General features: G+C 68.2%; 15 protein-coding genes. 6 read left to right on the top strand and 9 right to left on the bottom strand.

The window, feature by feature from the left end; all coding sequences use genetic code 11:
- Nucleotides 1–19 precede the first annotated feature (19 nt).
- Genes CFB49_RS26275 through CFB49_RS26260 form a run of 4 tightly spaced genes read left to right on the top strand, consistent with a single transcriptional unit; the run spans nucleotide 20 to nucleotide 4,401 of the window.
- Nucleotides 20–334, top strand: coding sequence for a sarcosine oxidase subunit delta (locus CFB49_RS26275; protein ID WP_069618285.1), 315 nt, complete (start codon nucleotides 20–22; stop codon nucleotides 332–334).
- The gene (locus tag CFB49_RS26270) at nucleotides 331–3,342 is read left to right on the top strand and encodes a sarcosine oxidase subunit alpha family protein (RefSeq protein ID WP_089492699.1); all 3,012 of its coding nucleotides are present in this window, start codon (nucleotides 331–333) and stop codon (nucleotides 3,340–3,342) included. Before CFB49_RS26275 ends, CFB49_RS26270 begins: the two co-directional genes overlap by 4 nt.
- Nucleotides 3,332–3,964, top strand: coding sequence for a sarcosine oxidase subunit gamma (locus tag CFB49_RS26265; protein ID WP_089436973.1), 633 nt, complete (start codon nucleotides 3,332–3,334; stop codon nucleotides 3,962–3,964). The genes CFB49_RS26270 and CFB49_RS26265 overlap by 11 nt, the downstream gene beginning before the upstream one ends.
- Nucleotides 3,961–4,401, top strand: coding sequence for a dihydroneopterin aldolase (locus CFB49_RS26260; protein WP_034186032.1), 441 nt, complete (start codon nucleotides 3,961–3,963; stop codon nucleotides 4,399–4,401). The genes CFB49_RS26265 and CFB49_RS26260 overlap by 4 nt, the downstream gene beginning before the upstream one ends.
- A 182-nt stretch (nucleotides 4,402–4,583) precedes the next feature.
- Here CFB49_RS26260 and CFB49_RS26255 read toward each other — a convergent pair whose 3' ends face one another.
- The 7 genes from CFB49_RS26255 to osmF form a co-directional block, all read right to left on the bottom strand.
- Nucleotides 4,584–4,943, bottom strand: coding sequence for a lysozyme inhibitor LprI family protein (locus CFB49_RS26255; protein ID WP_249190594.1), 360 nt, complete (start codon nucleotides 4,941–4,943; stop codon nucleotides 4,584–4,586).
- A 60-nt stretch (nucleotides 4,944–5,003) separates the two neighbouring features.
- Nucleotides 5,004–5,696, bottom strand: a complete 693-nt coding sequence (locus CFB49_RS26250; RefSeq protein WP_069621779.1) for a lytic transglycosylase domain-containing protein — start codon at nucleotides 5,694–5,696, stop codon at nucleotides 5,004–5,006.
- A 157-nt stretch (nucleotides 5,697–5,853) separates the two neighbouring features.
- Nucleotides 5,854–6,249 (bottom strand): NAD(+)--rifampin ADP-ribosyltransferase, encoded by a 396-nt coding sequence (arr, locus tag CFB49_RS26245; protein WP_069621778.1) that lies wholly within the window; start codon nucleotides 6,247–6,249, stop codon nucleotides 5,854–5,856.
- Nucleotides 6,250–6,281: 32 nt separating this feature from the next.
- A complete protein-coding gene (locus tag CFB49_RS26240) occupies nucleotides 6,282–7,049 on the bottom strand; it encodes an ABC transporter permease (protein ID WP_089492697.1) in 768 nt (255 codons plus the stop codon).
- Nucleotides 7,046–7,999 carry an ABC transporter ATP-binding protein gene (locus CFB49_RS26235; protein ID WP_069621776.1) on the bottom strand — a complete coding sequence of 318 codons (954 nt, stop codon included), beginning with the start codon at nucleotides 7,997–7,999 and terminating at the stop codon, nucleotides 7,046–7,048. The genes CFB49_RS26240 and CFB49_RS26235 overlap by 4 nt, the downstream gene beginning before the upstream one ends.
- Complete coding sequence (locus tag CFB49_RS26230) at nucleotides 7,996–9,174, bottom strand: ABC transporter permease (RefSeq protein ID WP_089492696.1); 1,179 nt, start codon at nucleotides 9,172–9,174, stop codon at nucleotides 7,996–7,998. The genes CFB49_RS26235 and CFB49_RS26230 overlap by 4 nt, the downstream gene beginning before the upstream one ends.
- Entirely contained in the window at nucleotides 9,171–10,094 is a 924-nt protein-coding gene (gene osmF, locus CFB49_RS26225) for a glycine betaine ABC transporter substrate-binding protein OsmF (RefSeq protein ID WP_069621774.1), read from the bottom strand. The genes CFB49_RS26230 and osmF overlap by 4 nt, the downstream gene beginning before the upstream one ends.
- 166 nt (nucleotides 10,095–10,260) lie before the next feature.
- On the opposite strand from osmF, the gene CFB49_RS26220 reads away from it, so the two are divergent.
- On the top strand, nucleotides 10,261–11,190 hold the full coding sequence (locus tag CFB49_RS26220) for a 2-hydroxyacid dehydrogenase (RefSeq protein ID WP_089492695.1): 930 nt from the start codon (nucleotides 10,261–10,263) through the stop codon (nucleotides 11,188–11,190).
- A gap of 231 nt (nucleotides 11,191–11,421) precedes the next feature.
- On the opposite strand, the gene CFB49_RS26215 is transcribed toward CFB49_RS26220, so the two are convergent.
- Nucleotides 11,422–13,392 carry a Xaa-Pro dipeptidyl-peptidase gene (locus CFB49_RS26215; protein WP_089492694.1) on the bottom strand — a complete coding sequence of 657 codons (1,971 nt, stop codon included), beginning with the start codon at nucleotides 13,390–13,392 and terminating at the stop codon, nucleotides 11,422–11,424.
- A 552-nt stretch (nucleotides 13,393–13,944) separates the two neighbouring features.
- Between CFB49_RS26215 and CFB49_RS26205 the strand changes: the two genes are divergently transcribed.
- Nucleotides 13,945–14,757 (top strand): hypothetical protein, encoded by an 813-nt coding sequence (locus CFB49_RS26205; protein WP_089492693.1) that lies wholly within the window; start codon nucleotides 13,945–13,947, stop codon nucleotides 14,755–14,757.
- A 17-nt stretch (nucleotides 14,758–14,774) separates the two neighbouring features.
- Here CFB49_RS26205 and CFB49_RS26200 read toward each other — a convergent pair whose 3' ends face one another.
- Nucleotides 14,775–16,043: a lipoprotein-releasing ABC transporter permease subunit gene (locus CFB49_RS26200; RefSeq protein WP_089492692.1), complete on the bottom strand. Its 1,269-nt coding sequence runs from the start codon at nucleotides 16,041–16,043 to the stop codon at nucleotides 14,775–14,777.
- Nucleotides 16,044–16,097 lie beyond the last annotated feature (54 nt).

The raw sequence follows: 16,097 nt of genomic DNA, 5'->3' as shown, positions 1-16,097 counted from the left end.
GCACTGAGGAGAAGGAAACATGTTGCTGATCGAATGTCCGTGGTGCGGGCCGCGCGCCGAATCCGAGTTTACGTGCGGCGGCGAAGCCGACATCGTGCGTCCGGTGGCGAACGAGACGATGACCGACCGCGAATGGGGCGAATACGTGTTCATGCGCGAGAACAAGCGCGGGCTCCACAAGGAGCAATGGCTGCACACTCAGGGCTGCCGCCGCTGGTTCAAGGTGACGCGCGACACGGTCACCTACGATATCAAGGGCTACGAAAAGTTCGGTGGGGCTGCCGCCAGCGGCGCCGCTGCCGGCAACGCACACGAAGAGGGCACGAGCAAATGAGCCAGAAAGACCGCCTCGGCACCGGTGGCCGAATCAATCGCGCGATTCCGTTGACGTTCACGTTCAACGGCCGCACGTACCAGGGCTTCCAGGGCGACACGCTCGCGTCCGCGCTGCTCGCGAACGGCGTGCACTTCGTCGCGCGCAGCTTCAAGTACCACCGTCCGCGCGGGATCGTGACGGCGGACGTCGCGGAGCCGAATGCCGTCGTGCAGCTCGAAACCGGCCCGTACACCGTGCCGAATGCGCGCGCGACCGAGATCGAGCTGTACCAGGGGCTCGTCGCGACGAGCGTGAACGCCGAGCCGACGCTCGAGAACGACAAGTACGCGATCAACCAGAAGTTCTCGCGCTTCATGCCGGCCGGGTTCTACTACAAGACGTTCATGTGGCCGCGCAACATGTGGCCCAAGTACGAAGAGAAGATCCGCGAAGCGGCCGGCCTCGGCAAGGCGCCCGAGGTGCTCGACGCCGATCGCTACGACAAGTGCTACGCGCACTGCGACGTGCTCGTGGTCGGCGGTGGCCCGTCGGGCCTCGCCGCCGCGCATGCGGCCGCCACGGCCGGCGCGCGCGTGATCCTCGTCGACGACCAGCGCGAACTCGGCGGCAGCCTGCTGTCGTGCCGCGCGGAGATCGACGCGAAGCCCGCGCTGCAGTGGGTCGAGAAGATCGAGGCCGAGCTGCGCAAGCTGCCCGACGTGACGATCCTGTCGCGCAGCACCGCGTTCGGCTATCAGGACCACAACCTCGTGACGGTCACGCAGCGCCTGACCGATCACCTGCCGGTGTCGATGCGCAAGGGCACGCGCGAGCTGCTGTGGAAGGTCCGCGCGAAGCGCGTGATCCTCGCGACCGGCGCGCACGAGCGGCCCATCGTGTTCGGCAACAACGACCTGCCGGGCGTGATGCTGGCGGGCGCGGTGTCGACCTACGTGCATCGCTTCGGCGTGCTGCCGGGCCGCAACGTGGTCGTGTTCACGAACAACGATCGTGCGTACCAGACCGCGCTCGATCTGAAGGCGTGCGGCGCGAAGGTGACGGTCGTCGATTCGCGAGCGTCGTCGAACGGCGCGCTGCCGGCGGCGGCCAAGCGGCAGGGCGTGACGGTGATGAGCGGTGCGGTCGTCACGGCTGCTTCGGGCAAGTGGCGCGTATCGTCGGTCGACGTCGCGTCCTACTCGAACGGCCAGACCGGCGGCAAGCTGCAGACGCTGCCGTGCGACCTCGTCGCGATGTCGGGCGGCTTCAGCCCGGTGCTGCACCTGTTCGCGCAGTCGGGCGGCAAGGCGTGCTGGAACGACGAGAAGGCGTGTTTCCTGCCGGGCAAGCCCGTGCAGGCGGAAGCGAGCATCGGTGCGGCGGCCGGCGAATTCGGGCTCGCCCGTGCGCTGCGCCTCGCGGTCGATGCAGGCGTGGAAGCGGCGAAGGCGGCGGGCTTCACGGCCGCGCAGCGCCCGGCCTCACCGCAGGTTGCCGAAACCGTCGAAGGCGCATTGCAGCCGTTGTGGCTCGTCGGCAGCCGCGAGGCCGCCGCGCGCGGACCGAAGCAGTTCGTCGATTTCCAGAACGACGTCGCGGCGGCCGACATCCTGCTCGCGGCGCGCGAAGGCTTCGAATCGGTCGAGCACGTGAAGCGCTATACGGCGATGGGCTTCGGCACCGACCAGGGCAAGCTCGGCAACATCAACGGGATGGCGATCCTCGCGGGCGCGCTCGGCAAGACGATCCCGGAAACGGGCACCACGACGTTCCGCCCGAACTACACGCCGGTGTCGTTCGGCACGTTCGCGGGCCGCGAGACGGGCGATTTCCTCGACCCGATCCGCAAGACGGCCGTGCACGAATGGCACGTCGAGCACGGCGCGATGTTCGAGGACGTCGGCAACTGGAAGCGGCCGTGGTATTTCCCGAAGAACGGCGAGGATCTCCATGCGGCCGTGAAGCGCGAATGCCTCGCGGTGCGCAACAGCGTCGGCATCCTCGACGCGTCGACGCTCGGCAAGATCGACATCCAGGGTCCGGACGCGGTGAAGCTGCTGAACTGGATGTACACGAACCCGTGGAACAAGCTCGAAGTGGGCAAGTGCCGCTACGGGCTGATGCTCGACGAAAACGGGATGGTGTTCGACGACGGCGTGACCGTGCGCCTCGCCGACCAGCATTTCATGATGACGACCACCACCGGCGGCGCGGCGCGCGTGCTGACGTGGCTCGAGCGCTGGCTGCAGACCGAATGGCCCGACATGAAGGTGCGGCTCGCGTCCGTCACCGATCACTGGGCGACGTTCGCGGTGGTCGGCCCGAAGAGCCGCAAGGTCGTGCAGAAGGTGTGCCAGGACATCGACTTCGGCAACGACGCGTTCCCGTTCATGAGCTACCGCAACGGCACCGTCGCCGGCGCGAAGGCGCGCGTGATGCGGATCAGCTTCTCGGGCGAGCTGGCCTACGAAGTGAACGTGCCGGCGAATGCGGGCCGCGCGGTGTGGGAAGCGCTGATGGCGGCCGGCGCCGAGTTCGACATCACGCCGTACGGCACTGAAACGATGCACGTGCTGCGCGCGGAGAAGGGCTACATCATCGTCGGTCAGGATACCGACGGATCGATCACGCCGTTCGACCTCGGGATGGGCGGGGTCGTCGCGAAGTCGAAGGACTTCCTCGGCAAACGCTCGCTGTCGCGCTCGGATACCGCGAAGGAAGGTCGCAAGCAGTTCGTCGGCCTGCTGACCGAAGACGAACAGTTCGTGCTGCCGGAAGGCGCGCAGATCATCGCGAAGGACACGCAGGTGTCGGCAACGGATCCGACGCCGATGATCGGCCACGTGACGTCGAGCTACTACAGCCCGATCCTGAAGCGCTCCATCGCGCTCGCGGTGGTGAAGGGCGGCCTGAACAAGATGGGCGAGAGCGTCGTGATTCCGCTGGCCAACGGCAAGCGCATCACCGCGAAGATCTCGAGCCCGGTTTTCTACGATACCGAAGGGGTGCGTCAGCATGTGGAATGAAACGAGAAACCAGACGCAGGTGGCGGGCGCGGGCGGCGTGACGCTTGAATCGCCGTTCGTCGGCGCGGCCGACGTGCTGAAGCCGCACCAGGCGCGCGCTTCGAAGAAGTTCACGCTGCGCGAGCGGCCGTTCCTCGATCTCGTCAACGTGCGCGGCGAGTTGAGCGATCCCGCATTCGTCGCCGCGTTCGAGCGCGTGGTCGGCTGCCGGCCGCCCGCGGAGCCGAACACGGTGGCGCGCGGCGCCGAGTACGACGTGCTGTGGCTCGGCCCCGACGAATGGCTCGTGCGGTCGAACGGGCCGGTTCAGGCCGGCGTGCTCGAAGCGAAGCTGGCGGAGGCCGTGCAGGGCTTGTACGCGGCGGCCGTCGACGTCGGCAGCGGCTACACGGTCGTCGAGATCACCGGCGAACGCGTGCGCGACGTGATCGCGCGTGGCTGCCCGCTCGATCTGCATCCGCGCGTGTTCAAGCCGGGCCAGTGTGCGCAATCGCACTACTTCAAGTCGCCGATCACGCTGATCCCGACCGGCGACGACACGTTCGAGATCGTCCTGCGCCGCAGCTTCGCCGACTATTTCGTGCGTATCATGCTCGACGCCGCGGCGCCGCTCGCATCATGAAGCCGTTCGACGAACCGTTCGTGGCGATCGACGCGCCGCGCCTGCGCGGGCGCGGCTGGAGCGTGTTCGTCGACGAACTGAAGGTGCCCGCGCGGATCGGCATTCATGCGCACGAGCATGAAGCGCCGCAGCCGATCGTGATCGATGCGCGGCTCGGGTATCGCTGCGAGCCGAGCGAGCAGGGCGAGTGGATAGACTACGACGGGTACTGCGCGCGCGTCGCGTCGTTTCTGTCGCACAAGCCGCATACGCGGTTGCTGGAGACGCTCGTTGCGGATATCGCGGTGCTGTCGTTTCGCGAATGGCCGGCGCTGGAGTCGCTGACGCTGTCGGTGTACAAGCCGAAGATCCGGCCGGGGACGAAGCGCGTGGGTGTGTCGCTCGACTGGACGCGCGGGGACTACCTGCGGTGGACAGGGGCGGCGGGGCAGTTGTGATTGGAGGGGGCCGGATCAGGGCACGAGGGAGGTGATCCGGCGACTCCATGGGGCGGTGGCGCGAATGCGCCGCCGCACTCGTTTACAGTTCCTGAAATATGAGAATAGTGGGTCAACGCTGGCCTTCGGTGTGTTTTATTCCTGAAACATCGGAATAATTGGCGATATGGCACGGCCGGCGGTCAGTTCGGCCGCGTCAGTTGCGCTTCCCACTTCTTCAGGATGCGCACGCGTGCCTGACTGAAATCCACCCAACAGTTGAGCCAGGCGTCACTCGGAATCGTCTGCTGCGGATTGGCGGTCTTCACGTAGTCACAAGTATCGCCGGCAAAGCCGGCCCAACTCGTCTGCGATTTCGCGAGTCGGGCGGCAGCGTCGGGATTGCGTTGGCGCAGCTTGCGCGCCAGCGACCGGTACGCGCTGTCGACTTGCTGCTGCTGTTGATCGAGCACGCAGCGTCGCACGGCTTCCATCGTCGGCCCTGCCTGTTCGCAGTCGACGACAGCGAAAGCCGATACAGGGCCGGCCGACAGCGCGACCATGGCGAACAGCCGGGCCGCGCAGCGTCGGGCCGGAGCCGTGCGAACGCGGGTGCCCATTGCTTACTTCGCGTTGCGGTTCGCGGCCGGCGCCGCTGACGGATCGCTGACCGGCACCATGTGCGCCTTCGCGTTGTTCGCATCGTTCGCGGTATTCGCGCTTTTCGCGTCGTCATCGGGTTCGAGCACGAACCGGAACGAATCGACCCGCTGCATCACTTTTGCCGCATATGCGCTGGATCCGCCGCTATAGCTTTTCAGCCCGGCCTGCACGTTGCCGCCGGCCGCCTTCACATAGCCGGACAGGATCCGCGAGCCGACCTCGACGTTCGCATTCGGCTCGGTCAGGTCCTTCACGTCGCGCAGCATGCCGCGGTGCGCGGACGGCACGACCTGCATCAACCCGGTCGCGCCATGCTGGCCGCGCGCCTTTTCCTGGAAGCGCGATTCGATCGAAATAATCGCGTAAACGAGTGCCGGCGGCAGCGAATATTTCGTGGCAGTGACGCTCACGATATCGGCGAGCTTCGCGGCCTTTTCTCTTGCGACGCCGAATTTCTTCGTCAGGTAGGACGTGATGCGGCGGTTTGCTTCGTTAGGCTGATCGTTGGCGTTCGCGAGCGGCGCGGACGCGACAGTCGGCGCCGATGCCAGTACGTCGGGCGCGGAGGCAGGCAATGCGGGCGTCTGCTGCGCCGCGGCCTGTTGCGCAATGCCGAGCGAAAGCACGATCAGCCAGAAGAACCGTCGTCGCATGGTCGAGTGCGGGGAAATGGGAGGCGCATAGTATATCGGCCAATCGCGGAAGACGGTCGAGCGCCAGCTCGAATGAAAGCGATGTGTAGGCTTGTGACGTCCGCAACGATCGACGCGCCGATCGTTGCGCGGACACGCATCGGAGTCCGGACGACCGCTAGTTGATGATCTCGCCGATGCCGGTTTCGATGCGGATTCTGAGCTGCTGGATGAACGCCGGATCGTACGGTTCCCAGCTATCGAGTTCGCCGACGATCTTCAAAGGCGATGTGCTTCGATACGATCGCGTCGGATTGCCCGGGAATTTCTTGTCCGTGACGTTCGGGTCGTTTTCGAACTCGCCGGTGGGCTCGACGATGTAGACGCGCGGCCGGCCATCGCCCTTGGCCATCTCCGCAGCCAGGCCGGCGCCTTTGGGCAGGGCCGTGAAGTAAATGTGATTCATCACGACGTCATCCCGATAATTCGATCTGAAGCCTGCCGTCAGCAAGTCGCCGATCCGCAAATCCGCTTTCGTGCCATGAAAAAACGGGCCGGTGTCCAGGGCAGCCATGGTGTCTCCTTCGAAAAATGTCGCAACGGCTTCTACGCGCGCCGCGCGCTCGCCACCCGCGCGATCGCGCCGATCGCATCGCTGACGAGCACCGCGAGCAAGCCGACGATCACGCCGCCTTGCAGCACGAACGCGGTGTTCGATGTCTGCAGGCCCGCGATGATCACGTCGCCGAGCCCGCGCGCGGCGACCGTCGAGCCGATCGTCGCGGTGCCGAGATTGATCACGACCGCGAGGCGGATGCCGTTGACGATTACCGGAAACGCGAGCGGCAGCTCGACGGATACCAGCTGCTGCCAGCCGCCCATCCCCATCCCGCGCGCGGCGTCGACGACGTCGCGCGGCACGTCCTCGATCCCTGCGATCGTGCTTTCGAAAACCGGCAGGAGTCCGTATAGCACGAGCGCGATCAGCACGGGCTTCAAGCCGAAGCCAACGGCCGGCACGGCCAGCGCGAGCACGGCGACCGGCGGGAAGGTCTGGCCGATGTCGACCACGCTGCGCGCGACCGGCAGGAAATCCGCGCCGAACGGCCGCGTGACCGCGATGCCGGCCGCGACCGCGACGACCGTGCCGATCAGGCTCGACAGCGCGACCGTGCCGAGATGCGCAAGCGTGAGATCGAGCAGGCTCGCGCGATCGTAGATCACCGGCGCGCCGCTGTCCGCGAACGGCGCGAACACGCCCTGCAGCCAGACGGGGCGCAACAGCAGCACGAGCAGCAGCGCGAGCGCCGCCGAGCGGGCGACGTACGCGAGAAGCGAAGACCGCTTGGGTCGCACGTTGCCGCGCGTCGTCATGCGGGCTGCCTCGCGTGCGAGCGGATCGCGTCGAGCGTGATGCGGCGGGGGCCGTGTGCGTGCTGGTTGCCGTTGGCCGTATCGTCGACGGGCAGCGCATCGACACCGCGCCACAACAATTCGGACACCGCATCGCGCAGCGTGCGCGTCGCCGCGATCGGTTCGCCGTCGGCATGGCCGGGTTCGGCCACGGCGTCGATCGGCGTGAGCGCGAGCAGGCGCAGCGGCCGGTCGACGCCCGCGACGAGCTGTTCGACGACACCCGCCGCCGGCTTGCCGAGAATCTCGGCCGGCGACGCGACCTGCAGCAGCCGGCCGCCGTCCATCACCGCGATCGTGTCGCCGAGCTTCAGCGCTTCCTCGATATCGTGCGTGACGATCACGACCGTGATGCCGAGGCGGCGCTGCAGCGCGAACAGGTCGTCCTGCGCCTTGTTGCGGATGATCGGATCGAGCGCGCCGAACGGTTCGTCCATCAGCAGCATCGCGGGCTCGGCCGCAAGGGCGCGCGCCACGCCGACGCGCTGCTGCTGGCCGCCCGACAGTTCGTGCGGGAGCTTGCCTGCGAATTCGGCCGGCGCGAGATGGAACAGGTCGAGCAGTTCGTTCACGCGCGCGTCGATGCGCTCGGCCGGCCAGCCGAGCAGGCGCGGCACCGTCGCGATGTTGCGCGCGACGCTCCAGTGCGGAAACAGCCCGTGCCCCTGGATCGCATACCCGATGCCGCGGCGAAGTTGCTCGGGCGCGACGCTCGCCGTATCGACGCCGTCGATGCGAATCGTGCCGCTGGTCGGCGCGATCAGCCGGTTGATCATGCGCAAGAGCGTCGACTTGCCGCTGCCCGAGGCGCCGACGAGCGCGGTGATCGTGCCGCGCTGCATCGTCAGCGATACGTCGTCGACGGCGACCACGTCGCCGAAGCGTTTGCCGACTCGTTCGATCTCGATCATCCTGCACGCCCTTTCGCGAGCGACGTCGCGGCTTCGAACACGACCGCGGCCGCCAGTGCGAGCGCGATCGTCGGGATCGCGCCGAGCAGCACGAGATCGGCGGCCGATTGCCCGATCCCCTGGAAGATGAAGGTGCCGAACCCGCCGCCGCCGATCAGCGCGGCCACCGCGGTCAGCCCGATGTTCTGCACGAGCACGATGCGCACGCCGCTCAGGATCACCGGCAGCGCGAGCACGAGATCGACCCGCAGCAGCCGCTGCGCGCGCGTCATGCCCATCGCGCGCGCGGCTTCGGTCACGTGCGGCGGCACCTGTTCGAGCCCGACCACGACGCTCGATGCAATCGGCAGCAGCGAGTAGAGGAACAGCGCGAGCACGGCCGGCGCGACGCCGATGCCGCGGATGCCGAGCGCGGCCGCGAGCGGCACGTGCGCGGCGAGCAGGCCGAGCGGCGCCATCATCAGCCCGTACATCGCGATGCTGGGGATCGTCTGCACGATATTGAGGACGGGCATCGCGACGGTGCGCACCGTCGCGATGCGCGCGCAGGCGATGCCGAGCGGCACGCCCGCGACGAGCGCGGCGGCGACCGAGCCGCCCGCGAGCGACACGTGACGGATCGCCTCGCGCCAGAAATCGTCGCTGCGCACCGCGTATTCGCGCATCACCGAGAGGCCGTCCCACCAGCCGCTCGCGAGCGGCACGGAAACCGCTGCTATCGCGACGGCGAGCGCGGCGAGGCGCCGCCACGGGCCGAACGCGAGGCGCGCGAGCGCGTCGGCGATCAGCACGGCCCACGCGAACAGCAGCAGCCAGACGCCGGCGTCGGGCGACACGCGGGCCAGCATGTCGTCGGGTGCGACGACGTGCGTCGCGGCCGCGCCGACCGCATACGCGAGTGTCGCGAGCCCCGCGCAGCCGGCCGCGAGCCGCCACGCGGGACGGCTCGCCGTCATCGCCCACAGCGCGCCGACGGTCCATAGCGCGGCGAGCACGGCGCCCTGTACCGGCGGCAGCGCGGCGAACACCGACAGTCCGGTGCCGGCCGCGATCCGGTTCGGCCGCAGCACCGCGAACGACAGCCCGAACACCGCGACGAGCGTCAGCATGCCGATCAGGATGCCGACCTTGTCGAGCGTGACGCGCCGCGCGGACGCCGCCGCGCGCGCCGTCATTTCACGAAACCCTTCGCTTTCAGGTAGCTTTTCGCGACGCCGGCCGCTGGCTCGCCGTTGAGCTGGATGCGGGCGTTCAGCGATTGCAGCGTCTTCAGGTCGAGGCTCGCGAACACGGGCTTCAGCAAGTCGGCGATCTGCGGATGCGCTTTCAGCGCGGCTTCGCGGATCACCGGCGCCGGCGCGTAGACGGGCTGCACGTGCTTGTCGTCGTCGAGCACCGCGAGGCCGCTCGATGCGATGCCGCCGTCGGTGCCGTAGACCATCGCGGCGTTCACGCCGTCGGTCTGGTTCGCGGCGGCCTTGATCGTCGCGGCCGTGTCGCCGCCGGAGAGCACCACGAGCTGCTCGGGCTTCAGCTTGAAGCCGTACGCTTTTTCGAACGACGGCAGCGCGGACGCGCTGTTCACGAATTCGGCCGACGCCGCGAGCTTCACCTTGCCGCCGCCGGCGACCCACTTGCCGAAGTCGGAGAAGGTCTTCAGGTGCTGCGACTGCGCGACGGGCGCGAGCAGCGCGACGCCCCAGGTGTTGTTCGCGGGCGCCGGTGCGAGCCACACGAGATGGTTCGCCGCGTAGTCGAGCTTCTTCGCGGTGTCGTAGCCCTGGCTCGCGTTCTTCCACACAGGATCGTCGGCCTTGTTGAAGAAGAACGCGGCGTTGCCCGTGTATTCGGGGTAGAGGTCGATCTCGCCGCTCGTGAGCGCCTTGCGCACGATCGGCGTCGTGCCGAGCGCGATCTTCTCGGTGACGGGAATGCCGTGGGCTTTCAGCACCTGCGAAATGAGGTTGCCGAGCAGGTTGCCTTCGGTGTCGATCTTCGACGACACCACGACGGGCGTGTCGGCGTGCGCGCCGGGCGCGACGATCGCGGCGGCGAACGCGAGGCCCAGGATCCGGGCGGGCAGGGCGAGCTTCATCGGGGCCAATCTCCAGGACGGGGGCGTACGCCGAAAGTTACTTGACTGAGCGGGCTTTGGCAAACCGCGTGCGGCGGCGTGTCCACAGCCGGTGTGGGGATAACCCGCAACCGTCGTACGCGCTTGTTACACTGGAATTCACTCCCGCCTGCGGACATTTGCTGACATGAAGCCCGAGCTGCTGGTCCTCATCGCATTGCGCGGCGACGCGCATCGCGAGATCGCCGCGTCGTTCGACGTGCGTTATGCCCCGACTCCCGACGCACGCGAACGCGCGATCGCCGAACACGGCAGCACGATTCGGGCGGTGCTGACCAACGGCAGCACGGGGCTGACCGCCGCCGAGATCGACCGGCTGCCGCAGCTGACGTTCGTCAGCGCGCTCGGCGCCGGCTACGAGCACATCGACGTCGCGCACGCGAAGGCGCGCGGCATTGCCGTGGTCACGGGCGCCGGCACCAACGACGATTGCGTCGCCGATCACGCGTTCGCGCTGCTGCTCGCGACGGTGCGCAACGTCGTGCAGCTCGATGCGAAGACCCGCGCGGGCGTGTGGCGCGACGGGCTGTCGATGCCGCCGAACGTGTCGGGCAAGAAGCTCGGCATCGTCGGGCTCGGCAAGATCGGCGAGAAGTGCGCGCGTCGCGCGGCCGGCTTCGACATCGAGACCGGTTATCACAACCGGTCGGAGAAGCCCGTGCCGTACCGCTATTTCGATCGGATCGACGCGCTCGCGCAGTGGGCCGATTTCCTGATCGTCGCGACGCCAGGCGGCGCGGGCACGCGGCATCTGATCGATCGCACCGTGCTCGACGCACTCGGCCCCGGCGGGTTTCTCGTCAACGTGTCGCGCGGCAGTGTTGTCGATACCGCTGCTTTGGCAGACGCGCTGCGCGAACGGCGCATCGCGGGCGCGGGGCTCGACGTGTACGAAGGCGAACCGGAACCGCCGCGCGCGCTGACCGATCTCGACAGCGTCGTGCTGACGCCGCACATGGGCGGCTGGTCGCCCGAGGCGCTCGATCGTTCGGTGCGGCAGTTTCTCGACAACGCGGCGCGGCACTTTGCGGGGCAGCCGGTGTTGACGCCGGTGTGAGCGCCGGGCGGCGCCATCGAAGCAGTCCGCCTGTTTGCAGGACTCCCGGTCGAAATCCGGCCGGTTCGCCGGCTTGTCGGCATCGAGATCGATCCGAACCGGTCGTGTTCGCCGCTCGGAACGATTTCGCGGCGATCGACCTGGCACTTCCTTCATCTAGCGATCCCCGCCCGCATCCACGGGCATGCAGGCGGGGGGCGCGGCGCCGTTACGCCGGCAGCCGGCGCACGGTTACACGCCTGTCGACGGCGACGCCAGCGGCACCGTCACCGACGTGCCGGCCGGATCGAGCGTCAGCCCGGTGCCCGGCGTTGGCCGCAGCGTCGCCTCATAGTCGCTGGAGAGGACGACGAGCCCCAGCCGATGGCCGGCTTCCAGCTTGTAGTCGCGCGGCATGAACGTCAGCTTCAGGTCGTACGGCATGCCGGGCAGCACCGGTTGCGACACCCACTCGGACAGCCGGTTGCGCGGGTCGGTCCATGCGCGCGTGACGATCGTCGCCGTGCCGTCCGGCGCGCGGTCGACCAGCAAGGCCGTCACGTTCGCGACGCCGGTGAAGGTCAGCCGGACGCGCGCCGTCGCGGTGCCGGACAGGCGTGCCGCGGCCGTCAGCGGAGCGGTCTCGAAGCGGCTGCGGTTTTCGCCGGTCGGCGTGTTCGCCAGCGTGAGCGCGGGAATGCGCGCATCGTCGGTGAAGCGCGCGAGCGGGCCGCCGCTCGGCAGCCGCAGCAGCGTGCCGGTGCTCGCGCCGTCGCCGCCCGCGAAGTACGTGACCGGCGTCGCGTGGCGCGCGGCCCAGTCGGCTTCCTTCAGCAGCGTGCCGTCCGCCTGCGCGATCACCGCGCGCGGATCCTGCTCGACGCCGTTGTCATAGCCGATCAGGTAGCGCGTGAACCACCGGTTCACCTCCGCCGTCCATGCGTCGGCCATCGCCGGCACGCGGGTCGGATCGGTATGCTTCAGACGATGCAGCCACAGCTGGGTCGGCACGCCCTGGCGTCGCATCGCCAGATACCACGACGTCGACTGGTCGACGCGCACGTTATCGTCGGTGAGCCCTTGCGCGACGAGCGCCGGCGCGACCGCGAACGCGGTCGGAATGTCGCGCGCGGCCCAGAACGGCGAATAGTCGCCGGTCTTGCGGTCTTCCTGCTGCAGCGCTTCGTCGATCAGGTGCGTGCAACGCTCCGGATGCGCGTTCGTCAGCAGCGCCTTGATGTACACGTCGACATCCTCGCCCTGATAGCCTTCCGGCGCGCGCACGAGGCCGCCCGAGCGGTAGTAGCCGTACATGTTCGACAGCCCCGCGATCGGCACGATCGCGTCGAGCCCGCGCGTGCGCAGGCTCGCGACCATCTTCGGCAGTGTGCCGTCGTACGACACGCCGTACATGCCGACGTGGCCGGTCGACCAGTTCGCGACGACCGTCTTGCCGTTCGCGTCCTTCGCGGTCGCGTCGCGGCCGAGCCAGCGGATCACCGACGCCATCGCGACCGATTCGTCGCGCGTCAGGATCGTCGGGCAGCCGTCCGAGCCGGCGGTGCCGAGCGAATCCGCATAGACGATCGTGAAGCCGCGCGGCACGAAGTAGCTCTCGATCCACGAGCGGCCGGCGGCGGCCGCCTCGACCTGCTGCAGCATCCGAGTTTGCGGTGCGGCGGCGAGGATGCGCGTGGATGCCGATGCCGGGGCGCCGGCGGTCGCGGCCGGATGCGGCGTGCCGTCGAGTTCGACGTCGACGTCGTGGTTGGGGCTGTCGGCGAGCCCCGCGTAATACGGGCTCGCGAGCACGATGACGGGCGTGCGCGCGCCGTTCGCGGTCTCGGACGGCCGCACGATGCGCACGTGGATGCGGTCGCGCGTGCCGTCGCCGTCGGAATCGACCGGCGTGTCGACCCACGCGTTCTCTTCGATCGTGCCGCCGGACAGCGACGGCTGCACCTGACCGTTGCTGATCACCGGCTTGTAGCGCCCGCCGCTCGCCGGATTCGCGTAAGGCACGCCGGACGGCGAAAAGCGCGACGCGAGCGATTGCGTACTGGACTGATCGGCCGCGGCGGCGGCCCCCTCCTGTTGGCCCTGTGCGAGCGCTGACGCGCCCGCCACGCTGCCGCCGTCGTCGCCGCCGCACGCGGCGAGCGTCGCGGCCGCCACGAGCGCGGGCAGCCATGCGCGCCGCACTCCGGTTCGATGAATGTTCATTGAATCGACCTCGTCTCTTGTGATTGTCTGGAACCGGCCGGCTCGCGATACGCCCCCTGCGGCCTGGCCGGGTGCTGCGTCGGATGAAGCGGAACTGCACCATCAAAAACGGCGGACGACACGTACGAACGCCTCGCCCTGTGCCGATGCGCGTCAGGCGGCGCGCATCCGGCCGGCGTCGGGGCGAGCGCGTCGCCCCGAACGGAAATCGTCAGTGCGGCGGTTCGCCGTGAATGCAGGAGTGCGAATCAAATGCGGGCATGCCCGGACTTCCTTCAGGTTTCGGATGAAACGGAACGGCACGATGCGATGAGGCGGGAATGTTGCGAACGACGGTGCTGCAACGGCAGGAAAGCGCGACGCGAGTCGGCACGCTGGCCGGATTGCTTTCCGGAAGCTTGCGCAAAAGTTATCGCAGTGAAATGTCCGTGTCAAACTTTTTTAGCTTGAATCAAACAAAGTTTCGATATGGGTGCGCATGTGCGCTTAACTTCCCGGCAATCCGTCCGTAAACAGGGAAAAACAGGCTCAAAACGAGAGAGAACGAGGGCAATGACGATACCGGTTACGGCGGCGGGCGGCCTTACGCTCGCGCAAATGGCGCAGGCGGCGCTCGACGGGCGCCGGACGACGGACACGACGGCGTCCGGCGCCCCGCAAGACAAGCCGATCGGCATCCGCGCAATCGATCCGGACGCGCTGCAGGCGGCGATGACGAAACAGTTGTCGATGGTGGGTGACTTGACGATGAAGCTGCGCGGCGTGACCGATGCGCTCGCGACGAGCCTGCAGGACATCGTGACCAACCGCCCGGATCTGGCCGATGCGCAGTTCGACTTCACGACCGACGACGGCCGGATCCAGGTCGTGTCGAAGACGCTCACGGACAGCGATCGCGCATGGATCGAGTCGACGCTGAATTCGAACGCCGGCCTCGTGCTTGCGACGCGCGCCTTTCACGAGCAGGCCGTCGATCTCGCCGCGCAAGGCGCGGCCGTGCGCGGCGACACGTTCACGGACACCGATCGCGCGGCGGCGAGCCAGGGCGCCGATGCGCGTTTTCACTTCATGAGCCTGCTCAACCGGTCGGTCGCGGACAACCCGCCGTCCGTGCCGCCGGGCGGCCACTTCACCACGCAGGACGGCACGACGCTGACGATCGAGCCGTCGGCCGGCACGGCGCGCGGCACGCTCGCGCTGCTGAACACCGCGCGCCAGCTGTCGTCGGGCGCGGCGATTTTCGTCGATTCATCCGGCAACAAGTCCTACGGCATGCGCATGGAACTCGTCAACGTCGGCTTCGACGTGCTCGCCGGCTACGCGCCGGACGGCGGCAACAGCGTCGGCTTTCACGAGATCGCGTAACGCCGCGCCGCTCGCGCCTACTCGTCGCGCAGCGCCTCGGCCGGCCGCACCCGCGCGGCGCGCCAGCTCGGGTACAGCGTCGCGACGCACGACATCAGGAACGCGGCCGATGCGATCTCGATCACGTCGAGCGCCGACAGCTTCGACGGCAGCGCGCTGAGGAAGTACACGGACGGCGTCAGGAAGCGGATCCCGAGCCACTGCTCGACCGCCGGCAGCACGACCGGGATGCTCACCGCGATCGCGCAGCCGAGCGCGACGCCCGCCAGCGTGCCGGCGAGGCCGATCGTCATCCCCTGGATCGCGAAGATCTTCATGATCGAGCGGGGCGGTGCGCCGAGCGTGCGCAGGATCGCGATGTCGCCCTGCTTCTGCGTGACCGTCATCACGAGCGACGACACGAGGTTGAACGCGGCGACCGCGACGATCAGCATCAGGATCAGCGACAGCATCCGCTTCTGCAGCCGCTCGGCTTCGAACCACGTGCGATTCTGCCCCGTCCAGTCGCGGATATACAGGCTGCCCGACAGCGTGCGCGACAGCGCCAGCGCGATCTCCGGCGCGCGCTGCAGGTCGTCGACGCGCAGCCGCAGGCCGGTCGGCGCGCTCACGTTGAACAGTTGCTGCGCGTCGCGGATGTGGATGTACGCGAGCGCGCTGTCGTACTGGTAGTGGCCCGACTCGAACGTGCCGACCACGTTGAACTGGCGGAACCGCGGCAGCGCGTCGCCCAGGCGCGCGGTGTTGCCGGGCGCGAAGAACGTGATGCGGTCGCCGATCTTCACGTGCAGCGCGTCGGCGAGCGCGGCGCCGAGCACGATGCCCATCTCGCCCGGCACGAGCGCGTCGAGGCGCCCGGTCTTCAGCTTGCGCGCGATCTCGGACACGCGCGGCTCGAGCACGGGGTCGATGCCGCGCAGCGCGACGCCCGTCACGTTGCCCGCGTTCGTCAGCAGCGCCTGCGCGTCGACATAGGGCGCGACGGCACGCACGGCAGCATTCTGTAACGATTCGTGCGCGGTTAGCCGCCAGTCGGACATCGCGCCGGACGGCGCGAAGATTTCCACGTGCGCGAGCACCGACAGCATCCGGTCGCGCACCTCGGTGCGAAAGCCGTTCATCACCGACAGCACGACGATCAGCGCGGCCACGCCGAGCGCGATGCCGGCCATCGCGGCGCCGGCGATGAACGACACGAAGCCGTCGCCGGCCGAGCGCCGGCCGCCGCGCGCGTAGCGCAGCCCGATCTGCCATTCGAACGGGAGTTTCAAGCGGTTTCCTTTCATTTCGATTCGATCCTGCCGAGCCGCGCATTCTAGCGAACGCCGCGCCGCCGTGTG

The organism is Burkholderia sp. AU17457, from assembly GCF_002223255.1.
GTDB classification, from domain to species: Bacteria; Pseudomonadota; Gammaproteobacteria; order Burkholderiales; family Burkholderiaceae; genus Burkholderia; species Burkholderia sola.
The sequence above is the reverse complement of the archived record's forward strand: the minus strand, read 5'-3'. Positions and strand labels throughout refer to the sequence as shown.